Source organism: Streptomyces sp. NBC_00207 (genome assembly GCF_045160965.1).
Lineage (GTDB): Bacteria > Actinomycetota > Actinomycetes > Streptomycetales > Streptomycetaceae > Streptomyces.
Genome location: NZ_CP130715.1, coordinates 2,948,446 through 2,963,715 on the forward strand (window position 1 = coordinate 2,948,446; position 15,270 = coordinate 2,963,715).

Below are 15,270 nucleotides of genomic sequence, written 5' to 3' on the forward strand. Positions count from 1 at the left end.
AAGATCGAGGGATCAGGAACATGCGAAGCACGAAGACCGCGATGTCCGCGATGACGCTGTGCGCGGCGGCGGTGCTCCTCACCGGCTGCGGGAGTGACGCCTCGAAGCCGGCCGTCGACAGCGGCAAGCCCGCCGCGGCGTCCCCGGCCCCCGCCTCGTCCGCGCCGTCCGCGCCGCCGGCCAAGTCCGGCGGCGCGACCCACGAGGTGACGCTGGAGGTCGGCGGCACCGGCAAGACGGCGGTCATGTACAGCGGCATCGGCAGCGGCTTCGAGCAGCAGACCCTGCCGTGGTCGAAGTCGGGCACCGCCGAACTCACCGCCGCCGAGCGGAAGGTGGGCTACCTGGTGAACGTCGTCCCGGGCACGGTCACGGGCGCCGACGGGAAGCTCCAGCAGGCCCCGTGCACCATCAAGGTCGACGGCAAGCAGGTGGCGGAGAGCGACGGCGTCAAGAACACGAAGGGCTGCTCCTACATCATCAAGGACTAGCAACCGGCTTCCGGATCGGGAGCGGAGGCGGCGGCGGCGGAGCGCGCCGGGGACGAAGACGGCCACCGGGAAGGAGACCCGGAACCACTCGGGGCCCCGCGGCGGCCGGACCGCAGCGAGCCTCCGCGCCGTCCGTGCGGCACCAGTTCCCGATCGCACACGCGTGCGCGGCCTGCGTTACTCTCTCGGGGCGCAGAAGCGGAACGCAGACGTAGACGGGGGAGCCGTGTCCTATTCGGAGCGCTGGCAGGAGCTGTTCGGACCGGCCGACGGCGGGCCCGCGATGAGGCTCGCCTCCGCGGCCCCCGGCCCCGGGGGCCCCGGGACCAACGCGGGTGTGAGCGGCGGCATCAATTACACCAGCGGCCCCTGGACCAGCGCCTCCAGCACCGCCGCCGACCTGCGCACCAGCACGGAGACGAGCCGGTCGGCGCTCGGCCCCGGGCACGAGGGCGTCGAGGCGGGAGCCGCCGGTCTCAGCTCGGTCGCGGCCCTCAAGAGCGTGATGACGTCCTGGGAGGAACGCCTTCAGGCGGTGCGGGACGAGTGCGAGCAGCTCAAGGGCACCCTGCTGACGGTCGCCAAGGAGATGGGCGAGACGGATACCGCGATCGAGACGTCCTTCAAGGGCGTCGGCGGCAGCAAGGCGGATGAGAAGCGATGACCGGAACCCTCACCTGGCAGCAGCTGCGCGACCTCAAGACCTCCGAGTTCACGGAGGCGGGCGACAAGTGGCACGAGGTCTCGGGCCGCTCCGACCACGACCGCGTACGGGTCGACCGCGCGATGTCCGCGAAGCTCCGCGAGACCCAGGAGAGCGAGTCGGCGGAGGCGGCCCTCGGCAGGCTCCAGCGCCTCAGCCGCAACTTCCAGTACCTGCACGTCGAGTGCGGGCTCGTCCGTACCGCGCTCAACGGGCTCGCCAGCGATCTCGCCGAGCCCCAGAACCAGTTGAAGCAGGCCCTCGCGGATGCCGCCGCCCTGAACTTCACCGTCCACGAGGACGGTTCGGTCAGCTACCCGGCCGCCGAGGTCCAGGACCTGACCGGGGCGAAGAAGGAGGCCCCGGGCAGCAAGGTCCAGGGCAGCTCCCGCCTCCCGCTGGAACCGCCCGGCCTCGGCTCGCAGGGGCAGTCGCCGCTGTACCCCGGCTACTCGGGCTTCAAGCCGATGAACCCGAACGCGGCGAAGGCGCAGGACGTGGCCGACCGTGTCGCCCGGGCCGTACGGTCCGCGCACGAGATCGACGCCCGGTACGCGAAGACCCTCGGCGGGCTGAAGGCGGAGAAGGGCCTGGACGTCACCGAGGCCACGCTGAAGGACGTCTTCCAGGACACCTCCTCCGTCCGCTCCACCGCCGGCATGTACCTCGGCGAGAGCGTCCCGGAGGACAAGAGCCCCGCCGAGCGCAAGCAGTGGTGGGACGGCCTGACCGACGAACAGCGCCAGGAGTACCTGGAGATCGCACCGGACCTGATCGGCAGCCTGGACGGCATCCCGGCGGTCGCCCGCGACGAGGCGAACCGCAACTACCTGCCGGTCCTCATCGACGACCTGACGCGCCGGGGCGGCGACGACGCGGAGACCAAGCTCGACGCCCTCCACATGATCCAGGACAAGCTGAACAAGCCGAGCTACCCGCCCATGTTCCTCCTGGGCATCGGAGACGAGGGCAACGGACGCGCGATCGTCTCGTACGGCAATCCCGACACCTCCAAGAACGTCTCGGCGTACGTCCCCGGTCTCAGTACCAAGCTCAACGACGAGTTCGTCAAGGACACGATGAAGCGGGCCCAGGACACGGCCATCGGCGCCCAGCGCGTGGACCCGTCCAGTGCCTCGATCATCTGGCTGGGCTACGACGCCCCGCAGAACATCGACGTGATGACGAGGGGCGACGCGCAGCGGGGTGCCCCGGCGTACAACCAGTTCATGGCGGGCCTCTCGGCGACGAACGAGAACGCGGACCCGCACGTGACGGCCATCGGGCATTCCTACGGCTCGCTCACGGTGGGCACGGCCGCCAAGCAGTCCGGCGGGATCCCGGGCGTCGACGACGTGATCCTGCTCGGCAGCCCCGGCGTGGACGCGCAGAAGGCGACGGAGCTCGGGGTGGGCAAGGACCACGTGTTCGTCGGCGCCGCCGACAACGACCCGGTCACCCACCTCCCCACGAAGGACGAGGCGGCGCTCGGATTCATACTGGGAGGCCCGGTGGGGGTCGCCGTCGGACGCGACCTCTTCGACATCGGCAACGACGACGTGTACTTCGGCAAGGACCCGGCGAGCAAGGCCTTCGGGGCACAGCGCTTCCTGGTCGACGACGGGCCCAGGATGATCGTCGAGGGCGGAGGGTTCGACGCGCACTCCCAGTACTTCACTCCGGAGAAGGACCAGGTGTCGGCGAACAACATCGCCACGATCGTCGGCGGACGTCCGGAGGACATCGTGAGGGAGAAGCATCGATGAAGCGCATCACACGGATTACCCGCCTGGCCTGTGCGATCGCCGTGGCCGGCGCGCTGCTCGCCGGGTGCGGGCCCTCGGACGGCGCCAAGCAAGGTGAAGGGACAGTGGCAGGCATGGACATGCAGGGAGCGGCAGAGCGCGCCGACGCGATGCTCTACGCGACGGTCGGGGCGATCAAGCCGGACATCGAATGGGTCCACGCCAACACGACGACCGGCAGCTGCGACGTGACGCGCTACTGGACGGTGATGACGGTCGTCTCCCCCGAGCGCCGCGGCAACTTCCTCGGTGTGGTCGAGAGTTTCTGGAAGGCGAGCGGCTATCGGATCAAGACGGTGAATCCGAGCAAGGAGAGGCCGGCGATCTACGCCACCTCCCCGGACGGCTTCGGCATCGTGGTCCTCTTCGGCCACGAGGGGCAGGCCTTCTTCGAGGTCACCACCCCCTGCGTGGGCGAGTCTGAGGTGGCGGCGCCCACGAAGGTGGCGAACGGCCGCACGTACGAGGGCCAGGTCCCCACCCCCAACGTCCGCTCCGACTTCTGGTCCGCCACGACCCCGGCGCCGGGCTCCACCCCCTCGTCCTGACCGAGGCGGGACGAGGGCCCCGTGGCCGCGCAGGTGATCACGGGGCCGGGGGCCGGTGTGTCGGCCGGGCCGGATCGGGGAGCCCAGCCACCCAGTGCGCCGCGGCCCGCAGCGCGGCCGCGCCGGCCGGCAGCGGCAGGCCCAGGAAGCCGTGGAAGACGCCCGGGTGGAGCCGGACCGTGCAGTCGACGCCGGCCGCCGCGAGGCGGCGGGCGTAGGCGAGTCCCTCGTCGCGCAGCACGTCGCAGTCCGCGAGGACGATCAGCGCGGGCGGCAGGCCCGAGAGGTCGGGGGCACACAGGGGCGAGACGTGCGGGTGCCGCGGGTCCCCTCCGTACTGGTCCCAGTACCAGGCCATGTGGGCGGCGGTGTGGAAGTAGCCCTCCGCGTACGTCTCCACCGAGGCGCAGCCCATCGAGGCGTCCAGCGGCGGATAGAACAGCAGCTGGCCCGCGAGGAGTTCGGGCGCGCGCAGGGCGGTCACGGCTGCGAGGTTGCCGCCGCTGGAGTCCCCCGCCACCACCACCCGGCCCGGGTCGCAGCCGAGTGCGGCCGCCTTCTCGCGGGCCCACAGCAGGACGGTGAGCGCATCGTCGGGCGCCGCCGGCCAGGGATGTTCCGGTGCGAGGCGGTAGTCCGCGGAGACGACCACCGCGCCGGAGGCCGCCGCGAGGGTGCGGCAGGTCGCGTCGTGGGTGTCCAGGCCGCACATCACCCAGCCCCCGCCGTGGAGGAAGACGACCAGGGGGCGGTCCCGGGAGCCCGGCGCGGGATCGTAGATCCGGACCGGGACCCCGCCCGCGGCCGTGTCGGACACCGAGGCCACGGACGGGCCCGGCCAGGCGGACACCGCCGCCGCCCGCAGCGCCGCCGTGTCGCCCGGCCCCGGGAAGCCCGCGGTCATCGCGTCACACAGCAGCCTGGCCGCCGGCGACAGCGGGTCGCCCATGCCGTGGGGGCTCATGGCGCCTTCGTACGTGCGGGAGTCGTCCGTGCCGTGGCCGCTCATGCCGTCGTCATCCCTCCGTCCACGGTGAACTCGGCGCCCGTCACGTACGAGGACGCGTCCGAGCAGAGGAAGAGGACGAGCTCCCCGACCTCTTCCGGGCGGCCCATCCGCCCCAGCGGTACGTGCGACCAGTCCCGGCCGGCGACCGCCCCCGCGACCATCGGGGTGTCGATGGCCCCCGGGTGCACCGAGTTGACCCGGATCCGGTCACCGGCCAGGTCGAGCGCCGCCGACCGGGTCAGTCCGCGCAGCCCGAACTTGGTGGATCCGTAGGCCGCGTGGCCCGGTATCCCGACCAGTCCGGCGGTGGAGGAGATGTTGACGACCGAGCCGCCGCCGCCCGCCCGCAGCACCGGGGCCACGGCCTGGATGCCGAGGAACGGCCCCAGCAGGTTGACCCGCAGCAGGGCCTCGAACTCGTCGAGCGTCTGCTGTTCCACATGGGCGGTGCGCCACAGGGCCGCATTGTTGACCAGGGCCGATACCATGCCGAAGGCGCGGACCGACTCCGTCACCACCGCCGCCCAGCTCGCCGCGTCCGCCACGTCGTGGCGGATGTACAGCCCCTGGTCGCCGAGTTCCGCGGCCACCGCCCGGCCCTCGTCCTCCCGTACGTCCGTGACGACCACCCGCGCCCCCGCCTCGGCGAACAGGCGGGCCCCGGCGGCGCCCTGGCCGCGTCCGGCGCCGGTGACGAGGACCACCTTCCCGTCGAGGGAGACCCCCACGGCTCAGCCCGCCAGCGCGCGGAAGTGCGGGGGCACCGGGGTCGGGTCGACGAGCTGCACCTCGAAGATCATCGAGAGTTTCACGGGGCCTCCGCAGGTTCGCAGGCGTATGTATCCCTAATAGGCATACTTCTAGCAGTCATATTGCGCAGGGGGAAGGCCGCCGCGGGTGCCGGTCGTAGACTGCGCTGCGTGGCAGACGAGACGAGCAGGCGCACGCTCCCCACGACCAGTTGGGCGGTGCTCGGGCTGCTCTCCTTCGGAGAGGAGCTCTCCGGCTACGACCTGAAGAAGTGGTCGGACTGGTCGCTGCGGTTCTTCTACTGGAGCCCGTCGTTCAGCCAGATCTACAGCGAGCTCAAGCGCCTGGAGAAGGCCGGCTACGCCTCCTCGCGGATGGTCGCCCAGGACACCGGGACCCGCGACAAGCGGGTGTACCGGATCACCGACGAGGGCATGGCGGCCGTACGGGAATGGGCCCGCGAGACCCCGGTCGACCCGCCCGTCCTCAAGCACGGGCCGATGCTGCGGCTGTGGCTGGGCCACCTGCTGGAGCCGGAGCAGATGCGCGAAGTCCTCCTGCAGCAGCAGGAGTTCGCGGAGCAGATGCGCCGCCGCGCGGTGGCCGACGCGGAGGGCGCCGAGGACGGGGCGGCGTGGGCGTACCCGGCCGTCACCCTCAAGTGGGCCGAGCGGTACTACGCCTCCGAGCGCGATCTCGCGGCGCGCATGCTCGAAGACATCAGCGAGCTCGACGAACTCGGGAAGCCCGGCAAGCTGCCGTAGGGACGGCGTACCCTCGCCCCATGACGGGCAGTGCGATAGACCTCCGCAAGGTCGAGGAGACGGCTCCGGCGCTCGTGAGCCTGTACAAGAGCGCCGGGGTCTCCCTGCGCAAGTACGGCATGGAGGGCGGGCGCGCGACGGTCTACCTGGTGCTGGACTACTCCGGGTCGATGCGCCCGTACTACGCGGACGGCAGTGTGCAGGCCCTGGCCGACCGGGTGCTGGGCCTGTCCGCGCACCTGGACGACGACGCCCGCGTACCGGTGGTCTTCTTCTCCACGGAGGTCGACGCGGTGGAGGAGATCCCCCTGGGCGGGCACGAGGGGAAGGTCACCGAGATCGCCTCCCGTCTCGGCCACATGGGGAAGACCGCCTACCACGCGGCGATGGACGCGGTGATCGACCACTACCTGGACTCGGGGTCGACGCAGCCGGCCCTCGTCGTCTTCCAGACCGACGGCGGGCCGATCAACAAGCTCGCGGCCGAGAAGTACCTGTGCAAGGCGGCCCGGTTGCCGCTCTTCTGGCAGTTCGTCGGCTTCGGCAACACGCGCAGCACGCAGTTCGACTTCCTGCGCCGGCTGGACGAACTGCCCGTGCCGTCCCGTCGCCCGGTGGACAACGCCGGCTATTTCCACGCGGGCCTGGATCCGCGCACCGTCCCGGACGCGGAACTGTACGACCGGCTGGTCGGGGAGTTCCCGGCCTGGCTGGCGGCGGCGCGCGGCGCAGGCATCGTGCGCGCCTGACCCGGGACCGCCCGGGCCACGCGCTTTCATGGACCTATGACGCACACCAGCTGGGCAGTCTTCGAGAAGGCGGAGCCGGAGTTCGCGGCGGCCGTCCAGGCGCGCTTCGCGCAGTACCCGCACCATGTCCTGGCCACGCTCCGCAAGGACGGTTCCCCCCGGGCGTCCGGGCTGAATGTCGACATCCGCGGCGGTGAGCTGTGGCTGGGCATGATGGCGGGCTCGATGAAGGCCAGGGACCTCCAGCACGATCCGCGCTTCGCCCTGCACACCAATCCGGGCCAGGGCGAGGAGATGCCCGACGGGGACGTACGGATCTCCGGGCGGGCGGTGGAGCTGGTGGACCCGCCCGAGCTGCACCGGTACGCGGAGGAGACGGAGACCCCGCACCCCTTCCACCTCTTCTACGCCGATCTGACGGAGGTCGTCCACATCGGTGTGGAGGGCGATGACCTGGTGCTGCGGTCGTGGACCCCGGCGCGCGGCACGCACACCGTCCGCCGGGGCAACGACGACGAGCCGCCGCGCGAGGACCCGGTGCCGGGCGACTCGGCGCCGGGCGCGGCGGCCGGCTGAGCGGGTCGGCTAGCTGAGCGGGAGGACGCCCCCGACCGGGCCGAGGGCCGCCGGGTCCACGTCCACCCAGCTGCGGTCGATGTTGATGGTGACCCCGCCGTACGTGGCGTCGTGGTCGCCGCGGAACTGGTGGGCCCGGCGCGGGCCGGCCCACTGGTCCGTGCCCGCCGGCAGGCCCATGTCGGCGTCGCCGACGGAGGCCGAGAGGTTCCAGCGGGCGGCCCACAGCACGTCCGGCATGGCCTGGGGTGCCTGGTGGTAGTGGTCGCTCAGCGCCTTGACGCCGGAACTCACCGAGACGTAGGCGGCGGAGCGGAAGCCCAGCTCGTGCAGCCGCTGTGTCCAGGAGGTCAGGTAGGCGACGACGGGGGCGTCCCAGGTGGCACGGTCGGTGTAGTGCTCCAGGTCGTTGTAGAGCACCGTGCCCTCGGCCATGCCGAGGGACCGGGCGGCGTCCACCGCGCCCTCGGCGGCCTCCCTCCCCTGCCCGTCGGCCTCGGAGGGGTCGGTGGACAGGCCGGTGCTGGAACTGTTCCAGGGCTGCGGCCCCACCCAGATCGGCATCAGGTGCCAGCCCGCCGCGGCCTGCCGCTCGACCCAGCGGGCGGTGAGCTGCGGCTGCGCGCAGGCCCGGGCGCGGCCGCCGATGTAGATGCCGATCGCACGGAACGGGGAATCGGCCCGCCAGGTGTCCATGGCCTTCTGGGTCGGGGCGGTGCAGGCGTCGAAGCCCTCGCCCTTGAAGGCTTCCTGGACGCCGCGGTGGTCCGCGCCGCCGTGGGCCACGGCGGGCGCCGCCGGGCGCGGGGCGGGGGCGCTGGGGTCCAGGGCGCGGGCCCGGCTGAGGACCCTGCGTACGGCGTCGGGCGCGGCCCCGTAGGAGACGGTGGCCATGACCCCGGGCCGGAGCAGGGCGTAGCGCAGCTCGTTGCTGGCGGAGGGGTGGGGGGCTTCGGGCAGCGCGGTGGCGGTCTCGACGGTGACGGTGAGGACGTCGGCGCGTTCGGGAGCCCCGTCGAGGGGTTCGAGGTGCAGGGTGTCGGCGCGGCTGGCGACGGCCCGGCCGGTGCATTCGCTCTGCGTGCCGGCGTGGCCCAGGTACAGGGTGGGCAGGTCCAGCCGGAGGCAGGCGCCGGGGTCGCGGTCGAGGTCGACGACCCGCCAGTCGGCGGGGAGGGCGAGGCGCAGCCCGTGGTAGTCGACGGTCTGCCGGTCGGCGGCGGCTACGGAGGGCTGGACGGACAGCAGCAGGGCGGCGGCGCCGAGCAGCCCGTTCAGCAGGGTTCGGGTGGGGGCCATGCTGCAGATGGTTACCAGACGGCGCGCCCCTCAACTGTGCGGCGCACCACCCCGGATGGCCCGTCCGGCGTAGGCCGTCTCGTCCCGGTCTTGCCGGCCCGCGGTGCCCTGCACTTCCCCGTCGGCGCTCCTCATCACCCGCACGAGCGAACCGGGCCCGGCCCCGTCGTTCGGCAGGTGACGGCCGGCGCCCACCGGGCGTTGTCCCGTGCCCGGCGCCAGTAGAGTCGAGGGGCGGCCGAAGCCAGTTGCGTTGGCTTCGGCCGCCCCTGTCTCCTCGTCCCGGTCAGGCCGTCCGACGGCGCAGCCACCAGGAGCAGAACCCGGCCAGCAGCCCGGAGAGCGCGAGGAAGATCCCGGTCTCGATCCACTGGAAGGTCCAGTAGCGGTCGGCGGGCTGGTAGTCGACCTCCGTGTGGAGGTCGGAGGTGGTGAAGCACTTGAAGGGATCCCCTTCGCGCTCCGCACAGCCGCGCGGGCCCCGGACCTCCCGGCCGGACTGATCGAGCGTCGCGCCGGGGTCGGAGACGACCCAGGCGCCCGGCCTGAGGACCCCGACCTCCAGGTGGGCGTCGTCGCCGTAGCCCTTCAGCTGGACGTGGTTCACGTTCCAGCCGTCCGCCGGCGCACCGGATTCTCCGTCGCTGCCGACCGGCGCCAGGACGAGGGAGCTGAGCGCGACGTCGGTGTGCTCCGGCATCACGAAGTGCGGGCGGATCGCGAAGGGCACGAGGATCTGGACCGCGAGGAAGGCGACGAGGGTCGCCGCCATCGCGGGCACGGTGCGCCGGATCAGGAGTCCGGCCGAGGCGCCGAGGGTGAAGGCGAACGCCGCGTAGCCGAGGGGGACGATCGCACGGCCGCTGAACATGAGCGGGGTGAACCGGTCCAGGTTGACCCGGTCGATGGGACTCGCCCACCAGGTCACCAGGAGGCTGAGCACCCCGGTGACGGCGACGGCGACCAGGCCGACGGCCCCGAGCTTGACCAGGAGCCAGCGGCCGCGGGTGATGCTCTGGTTCCAGACGAGGCGGTGGGTGCCGGTCTCCAGTTCACGGGCGATCAGCGGGGCGCCCCAGAAGACGCCGATGAGGCCGGGCGCGGCGAGCAGCGCGCTCGTGACGTAGTAGGTCAGGGTCTGGTACTCGACGACCAGCGCGTTCTTGGCCCTTGCGCAGTCGCCCTGGCAGCCGGCGACGGTGCTGTCGTAGAGGTCGCGCATCTGGAGGCCGGTGACCACGAGGAAGAGCGCGAACGCGGCCAGGACGGCGAGCGCGGCGAGGGTCTGGACGCGGTACTGGCGCCAGGTCAGCCAGATCATCGCTGGTCCTCCCGGGTGGTTCGGGGGCCGGGCGCGGAGGCGGACCGGCTCATGTAGGTGATGACGAGGTCCTCCAGGTTGAGGGGTTCCAGGACCCAGGAGGGGTCGTGGACCGCCTTGTCGGAGCGCACGATGAAGGTGCTCTGCCGCTCGGTGTGCGTCTCCCGGACGACCTGCATGCCCTCGGGCAGGGTGGCGGCCTCGCGGCGCGCGGTGGTGAGCCGGAAGTGCGTGGCGAGGAGGTCCTCGACGTCGCCGGCGAGCTGGACGCGGGAGGCGACGAGCGAGATCAGGTGGTCGCAGACCCGTTCCAGGTCGGAGACCAGGTGCGAGGAGAGCACGACGGTGGTTCCGTGTTCGGCCACGACCTCCATCAGGCTCTGCAGGAACTCCCGCCGGGCCAGCGGGTCCAGGGCGGCGACGGGCTCGTCGAGGATCAGCAGCTCGGGCCGTTTGGCCACGGCGAGGGTCAGGGCCACCTGGGCGCGCTGGCCGCCGGAGAGCTTGCCGGCCTTCTGTGCGGGGTCCAGGCCGAGCTGCCGGATCCGGTCCTGCGCCAGCTGTGCGTCCCAGCCCGGGTTGAGCCGGGCCCCCAGCTTCAGGTGGTCGGCGATGGACAGCCCGGCATACGTGGGGGTGTCCTGGGCGACGAAGCCGACCCTGGCGAGCTGCCCGGGCCCGGAGGCGGGCCGGCCGCCGAGCACCTCGATGCTGCCGGAGGTCGGGCCGATCAGCCCGCAGGCCAGCTGCAACAGGGTGGACTTGCCAGCTCCGTTGGGCCCGACCAGGCCGACGACGCGCCCGGACGGCACGCTCAGGGTACAGTCGCTCAGCGCCTCTTTGCGGCCGTACCGCTTGCCCAGCGCGCGGGCTTCCAATATGGCGGTCATTGCTCCTCTTCGGTGTGCGTGTCCGTGCCGGTCCGGGCGCGGAAGGTGCTCAGGAACAGGGCCTCGATGCTCTCCTCGCCCAGCCCGGCGGCCCGCGCCTTGTCGAGCCACAGCTGCAGCTCCCGGCGCAGTGGCTCGTGTTCGGAGAGCGAGTCGTCGCTGAGCGTGCCGGAGATGAACGTGCCGACTCCGGGCTTCTTCGCGACCAGGCCCTCGTACTCGAGCTCCCGGTAGGCCTTGAGCACGGTGTTCGGGTTGATCGCCACGCCGGCCGCCACGTCCTTGACGGTCGGCAGCCGGTCCCCCTGGGCCAACAGCCCCAGCCGCAGGGCCTGACGCACCTGGTGGACGAGCTGCATGTACGGGGCGACGCCGGACCGGGCATCGAGGTGAAACTCGATCACTGTCCTCCTCTATTCATCTAGCTTCCTAGCACTATAGGACTATGGGTGGGCGATCACTGTCAAGGGAGGCACGCCTCAACCCGGGCGCGGGCAGAGCTGATTGGGTGCTCTGGCCCATAACCCTGCGCGATGCCCTCGGGGTGCCCCAGGATGTGCGTGTCGGGTGCAAGGAGGGACCGCGGGCGGTCCCGGAGCCATGGGGAGCGTGGCGGACGTGGCAGGACAACTCATCTCCATGACGCTGGAGGACGGCGGCGACGAGACCGCCGTCGTGTTCGAGGTCGACGGGGCACTGGCGGGATCCGACCTGGAACTCGCGGCAGGCGACGGGCTGGTGGGGCGGGCCCGCATCTCGGTGCAGGAGGCCCTGGACCAGGTGAAGCCCACGCTGGCGAGGGTCGCCCGGACGGTACGCGAACTGGGCCCGGACGAGGCCGAGATCGAGTTCGGGCTGAAGATGGGCGGCGAGACCGGCGTCATCGTCGCGAAGGGCACGGCAGAGGTGAACTTCGCCGTCCGGCTCGTCTGGCACCGCGCCTGAACCGGATCGGCGCGCGGCGCGAGGGGTTCGTCGTCAAGCTGCGCCAGGGCACGTCCGAAGTCCCCGTCGGGGTCGGCTTCGTCGTGGGCGACAAGCACATCGTGACCTGCGCGCACGTCGTCAACGTGGCCCTGGGCAGACCGAAGGGCTCCACCGAGCGACCGGGTGAAGAGGCCCGCGTCCAGGTCGAGTTCGTCCTGCTCGGCGACGCCGAGGGAGCTCCGCTGCGCAACTGCCGGATCGTGGCCTGGGACCCTCCGCCGGGGGACCGGCGGCCCGGGCGCGACGTCGCGGGACTCGTGCTGGTGGGGGGCGACACCCTGCCGGTGGGAGCCGGGCCGGCCCGGCTCGTCGACCCCAGGAACGGCCTGGCGCAGACCACCGAGGTGTCCGTCTTCGGCTACCCGGGGAACCCGCCGCGGAAGGCCAACGGCGCCTGGAGCAGCTGCGTGCTGCGGGGCGCCGTCGGCGGCGGCCTGGTCCAGCTCGACACGTCCGGCGAGTCCGCGCTGCGCGCCCAGCCGGGGTACAGCGGCGCCGCCGCCATCGCCTCCGACCGCTGGGGGGACGTGGTGATCGGCATGCTGGCCGTCGCGAGCCGGGGCGGCGAGCACGAGGACGCGTACGCCGTACCCGTGTCGGAAATGGCGTCGGCCTGGCCCGAGGTCCTGGAACGCAGCGTGCTGGCCCCGTGCCCCTACCGGGGGTTGCAGGCCTTCACCGCGGCCGATGCCCGGGCCGGCGTGTTCGTGGGCCGTGAAAGGGAGATCGAACGCCTCCGGGCGATGCTCCGGAACCAGCCCTGCGTCGTGGTGGCCGGCCCCTCGGGAGTCGGCAAGTCCTCCCTGGTCGGGGCCGGCCTGCAGCCGGCGCTGGCCGCCGACGGCTGGACCGTGGCGACCTTCCGGCCCGGATACACCCCCTACGACTCGGTGGCCCGTGCGCTGCTGGACCTGGAGAACCCCGACGCCGACCACACCCTGGAACGGCTGGAGAGCAGGGCGCGCGCCCTCAGGGATGAGGGGTTCTGGCCGGTCGCCACGCGGATCGCGCTGCTCACCGGCCGTCGGCTCACCCTCATCGGCGACCAGTTCGAAGAGGTCCTCAGCAACGGCGGCCCCGCCCTGCGCCAGGAGTTCCTGGAGCGGATGCTCCCCGAACCGGACACCGTGGGCGACTCACCGGTGCGGCTCGTCTGCACCCTGCGGTCCGACTTCCTGCCGGACCTGCTGGATCTGCCCGCCATCGGTCCGCGCATCCAGGACCGCCAGCTCAACGTCTCCCCGCTGGACGAGGCCGCGCTGACCCGGGTGATCGTCGAACCGGCCGCCGCGGCCGGGGTCGTCTACAGCCAGGGCGTCGCCGAGGCGATCGCCGCCGAGGCGGCCAAGGCCCCGGGCAGCCTCCCGCTGCTCGAGTTCGCCCTGACCGAGCTCTGGCCCATGCAGCAGGAACGGAAGATCACTTTCGACGGCTACCACGCCCTCGGCGGGGTCGCGGGCGCGCTCAACCGGCACGCCGAGAACGCCTTCCGGTTCCTGGCCCGGCGACTGGACGAGGCCCGGATCCGGCGGGTGCTGCTGTCGATGGTGCGGGCCCGCGGCGGGGCGAGCAGCGCGGTCCGGGTGACCGCCCTGCGTGCCCATCTGGGCCGGGACTGGCAGGTCGCCCGGCTCCTGGCGCAGCCCGACCAGCGGCTGGTCGTGCTCGGGACGACCGGACCGGGAACGGCGGAGATCGCCCACGAGGCGCTGATCAGGGAATGGACCAGGCTCGCCGACTGGGTCGACGCCGATGCCGACTTCCAGCAGTGGCTCGCGGTCATGGAGGAGCGGGCCGCGGACGGAGACCTGCTCTCCGCCGCCCGGGTGTCGGAGGCGGAGCACTGGCGGAGCGAGCGCAGCACCGACGTGCCCGCCGTGGTGTCCGAGTTCGTCGACCGCAGCGCGGCGGCCATCCTCGTCCAGCAGCACAACGAGGTCCTGCTGACCAAGTCGCAGGCCCTGACCGAGCAGTTACGCCGGCGCTCCACGATGCTGGAGAACCGCCAGGCGGCGCTCCAGGCCGCGAACCGCCAGCTGGAGGAGCAGGCGGCGCAGCTGGCCCACGAGAACGATGCGATGGAGGTCCAGTACGCCCGGACCGAAGAGGCGCGGCAGACCCTCCAGGAGCACAACGAAGTGCTGGCCCTGTCGATCAGGCAGAAGAGCGAGTTCCTGGCGAACATGTCCCACGAGCTGCGCACTCCGCTGAGTTCCCTGCAGCTCCTGGCTCAGGAGCTCGCCGACAACGCCGACCGGACGCTCACCCCGAAGCAGGTCGAGTACGCCCGGGCCATCCAGGGGGCGGGCCGCGACCTCCTCCTCCTGCTGGACGACATCCTCGACCTCTCGGACGCGGAGACGGGCCGCATGGAGATCCTCCCGGTCCCGGTTCCCCTGCTCCAGGTCGCCGACCATCTCGACGCCGCGTTCTCGCCCCTGGCGGAGGTCAAGGGGCTGGACCTGTCCGTCCGGGTGGCGCCGGAGCTGCCGGCGACCCTGCACGCGGACGAACGGCGTCTGCTCCAGATCCTGCGCAGCCTGCTCGCCAACGCCGTGAAGTTCACCGACCACGGCGAGATACGGCTCGACATCCGGCCCGCCGGCCGGGACGTGCCGCCGTCGGTCCACGGACGGCTCGCCGACATGAAGGCGGCGGAGCTGATCGCCTTCTCGGTCAGCGACACGGGGATCGGGATTTCCGACGGAAGGCTGAAGGTCATCTTCGAGGCGTTCGAGCATGCCGGCGACCTGACCGGGAAGCGGTACGTCGGGGCCGGGCTCGGGCTGTCCATCAGCCGGGAGATCGCCCGGCTGATGGAGGGCGAGATCCATGTGGCCAGTGAACGCGGACTCGGGTCCGTGTTCACCCTCTACCTCCCGCTCGTTCCCGGCGGGCCGGTGCCCCAGCCGGAGCCGTGGGAGCTGTCCGGGCCGCGGGAACACGCCGATGGCACCGTGTCCACCACGGCCTACGGCTTCTCCGGGCAGAAGGTGCTGATCGTGGACGACGACGTCCGGGTGGCCTTCGCCCTCACCACCGACTTCGAGCGCCACGGCCTGGAAGTCCTGTGGGCAGAACGCGTACCGCAGGCGGTCGCCGCGGTCGCCGCCGCCCCGGACGTCGCGCTGGTGCTGCTGCGCCTGCCCGGTCAGGGAATGAGCGGCGGCTCCGCAGCGGCCTCCGTCATCGCCCGACTGGCCGGCCCCTCCCAGCGCCCCGTCATCGCCCTCGCCCGCAAGGCGACCGCCCTGGGCCGCGAGAAGGCCCTGGCCGCGGGCGCGTCCGACTACGCCGCCAAGTCCCTCGACGGCGAACAGCTCCTCCCGCTCGTCCACCACTGGCTCCGCCCGGACCGTGACGGACCGTGACGGACCG

General features: G+C 72.2%; 15 protein-coding genes and 1 pseudogene. 10 read left to right on the plus strand and 6 right to left on the minus strand.

The features are described 5' to 3' along the window. The first annotated feature begins 20 nt into the window (after positions 1–20). The 4 genes from OG472_RS14085 to OG472_RS14100 all read left to right on the plus strand — a co-directional run bounded on the left by OG472_RS14085 (position 21) and on the right by OG472_RS14100 (position 3,547). A complete protein-coding gene (locus OG472_RS14085; protein WP_405941503.1) occupies positions 21–491 on the plus strand; it encodes a hypothetical protein in 471 nt (156 codons plus the stop codon). 226 nt (positions 492–717) lie between these two features. Then, the gene (locus tag OG472_RS14090; protein ID WP_405941504.1) at positions 718–1,155 is read left to right on the plus strand and encodes a hypothetical protein; all 438 of its coding nucleotides are present in this window, start codon (positions 718–720) and stop codon (positions 1,153–1,155) included. Next, complete coding sequence (locus OG472_RS14095; protein WP_401601103.1) at positions 1,152–2,960, plus strand: alpha/beta hydrolase; 1,809 nt, start codon at positions 1,152–1,154, stop codon at positions 2,958–2,960. Before OG472_RS14090 ends, OG472_RS14095 begins: the two co-directional genes overlap by 4 nt. Next, entirely contained in the window at positions 2,957–3,547 is a 591-nt protein-coding gene (locus OG472_RS14100) for a hypothetical protein (protein ID WP_401601106.1), read from the plus strand. The genes OG472_RS14095 and OG472_RS14100 overlap by 4 nt, the downstream gene beginning before the upstream one ends. A gap of 37 nt (positions 3,548–3,584) precedes the next feature. Here the strand turns inward: OG472_RS14100 and OG472_RS14105 are convergent, their stop codons facing one another. Both OG472_RS14105 and OG472_RS14110 read right to left on the minus strand, forming a co-directional pair. Continuing rightward, positions 3,585–4,556: an alpha/beta hydrolase gene (locus OG472_RS14105; RefSeq protein ID WP_405941505.1), complete on the minus strand. Its 972-nt coding sequence runs from the start codon at positions 4,554–4,556 to the stop codon at positions 3,585–3,587. Continuing rightward, entirely contained in the window at positions 4,553–5,284 is a 732-nt protein-coding gene (locus OG472_RS14110) for a glucose 1-dehydrogenase (protein ID WP_405941506.1), read from the minus strand. The genes OG472_RS14105 and OG472_RS14110 overlap by 4 nt, the downstream gene beginning before the upstream one ends. Before the next feature lie 192 nt (positions 5,285–5,476). Here OG472_RS14110 and OG472_RS14115 point away from each other — a divergent pair, with 192 nt between their 5' ends. Genes OG472_RS14115 through OG472_RS14125 form a run of 3 tightly spaced genes read left to right on the plus strand, consistent with a single transcriptional unit; the run spans position 5,477 to position 7,395 of the window. Further along, the gene (locus tag OG472_RS14115; protein ID WP_401601114.1) at positions 5,477–6,070 is read left to right on the plus strand and encodes a PadR family transcriptional regulator; all 594 of its coding nucleotides are present in this window, start codon (positions 5,477–5,479) and stop codon (positions 6,068–6,070) included. A gap of 20 nt (positions 6,071–6,090) precedes the next feature. Then, complete coding sequence (locus tag OG472_RS14120; RefSeq protein ID WP_401601115.1) at positions 6,091–6,819, plus strand: VWA domain-containing protein; 729 nt, start codon at positions 6,091–6,093, stop codon at positions 6,817–6,819. Positions 6,820–6,855: 36 nt separating this feature from the next. Next, entirely contained in the window at positions 6,856–7,395 is a 540-nt protein-coding gene (locus OG472_RS14125; RefSeq protein ID WP_405941507.1) for a pyridoxamine 5'-phosphate oxidase family protein, read from the plus strand. 9 nt (positions 7,396–7,404) lie between these two features. On the opposite strand, the gene OG472_RS14130 is transcribed toward OG472_RS14125, so the two are convergent. From OG472_RS14130 to OG472_RS14145, 4 genes are all read right to left on the minus strand, one after another. After that, positions 7,405–8,694 carry a DUF1906 domain-containing protein gene (locus OG472_RS14130; RefSeq protein WP_405941508.1) on the minus strand — a complete coding sequence of 430 codons (1,290 nt, stop codon included), beginning with the start codon at positions 8,692–8,694 and terminating at the stop codon, positions 7,405–7,407. Between the two features lie 286 nt (positions 8,695–8,980). Beyond that, a complete protein-coding gene (locus OG472_RS14135) occupies positions 8,981–10,015 on the minus strand; it encodes an ABC transporter permease (protein ID WP_405829718.1) in 1,035 nt (344 codons plus the stop codon). After that, positions 10,012–10,905 (minus strand): ABC transporter ATP-binding protein, encoded by an 894-nt coding sequence (locus OG472_RS14140; RefSeq protein ID WP_405941509.1) that lies wholly within the window; start codon positions 10,903–10,905, stop codon positions 10,012–10,014. Before OG472_RS14140 ends, OG472_RS14135 begins: the two co-directional genes overlap by 4 nt. Then, complete coding sequence (locus OG472_RS14145) at positions 10,902–11,309, minus strand: GntR family transcriptional regulator (RefSeq protein WP_401601128.1); 408 nt, start codon at positions 11,307–11,309, stop codon at positions 10,902–10,904. Before OG472_RS14145 ends, OG472_RS14140 begins: the two co-directional genes overlap by 4 nt. Positions 11,310–11,523: 214 nt before the next feature. On the opposite strand from OG472_RS14145, the gene OG472_RS14150 reads away from it, so the two are divergent. The 3 genes and pseudogenes from OG472_RS14150 to OG472_RS14160 all read left to right on the plus strand — a co-directional run bounded on the left by OG472_RS14150 (position 11,524) and on the right by OG472_RS14160 (position 15,263). Continuing rightward, positions 11,524–11,850 carry a CU044_2847 family protein gene (locus OG472_RS14150; RefSeq protein ID WP_401602440.1) on the plus strand — a complete coding sequence of 109 codons (327 nt, stop codon included), beginning with the start codon at positions 11,524–11,526 and terminating at the stop codon, positions 11,848–11,850. A 38-nt stretch (positions 11,851–11,888) separates the two neighbouring features. After that, positions 11,889–13,631, plus strand: a pseudogene (locus OG472_RS14155) (AAA family ATPase); the annotation flags it as partial. A gap of 444 nt (positions 13,632–14,075) precedes the next feature. Beyond that, complete coding sequence (locus tag OG472_RS14160) at positions 14,076–15,263, plus strand: hybrid sensor histidine kinase/response regulator (protein ID WP_405943176.1); 1,188 nt, start codon at positions 14,076–14,078, stop codon at positions 15,261–15,263. Positions 15,264–15,270: the final 7 nt, after the last annotated feature.

Bases quoted from the DNA above. Each gene is read 5' to 3' on its own strand.
- OG472_RS14105 (WP_405941505.1), bottom strand. From the start codon at position 4,556: ATGAGCGGCCACGGCACGGACGACTCCCGCACGTACGAAGGCGCCATG.
- OG472_RS14160 (WP_405943176.1), top strand. From the start codon at position 14,076: ATGTCCCACGAGCTGCGCACTCCGCTGAGTTCCCTGCAGCTCCTGGCT.
- OG472_RS14135 (WP_405829718.1), bottom strand. From the start codon at position 10,015: ATGATCTGGCTGACCTGGCGCCAGTACCGCGTCCAGACCCTCGCCGCG.
- OG472_RS14125 (WP_405941507.1), top strand. From the start codon at position 6,856: ATGACGCACACCAGCTGGGCAGTCTTCGAGAAGGCGGAGCCGGAGTTC.
- OG472_RS14140 (WP_405941509.1), bottom strand. From the start codon at position 10,905: ATGACCGCCATATTGGAAGCCCGCGCGCTGGGCAAGCGGTACGGCCGC.
- OG472_RS14095 (WP_401601103.1), top strand. From the start codon at position 1,152: ATGACCGGAACCCTCACCTGGCAGCAGCTGCGCGACCTCAAGACCTCC.
- OG472_RS14130 (WP_405941508.1), bottom strand. From the start codon at position 8,694: ATGGCCCCCACCCGAACCCTGCTGAACGGGCTGCTCGGCGCCGCCGCC.
- OG472_RS14100 (WP_401601106.1), top strand. From the start codon at position 2,957: ATGAAGCGCATCACACGGATTACCCGCCTGGCCTGTGCGATCGCCGTG.
- OG472_RS14085 (WP_405941503.1), top strand. From the start codon at position 21: ATGCGAAGCACGAAGACCGCGATGTCCGCGATGACGCTGTGCGCGGCG.
- OG472_RS14120 (WP_401601115.1), top strand. From the start codon at position 6,091: ATGACGGGCAGTGCGATAGACCTCCGCAAGGTCGAGGAGACGGCTCCG.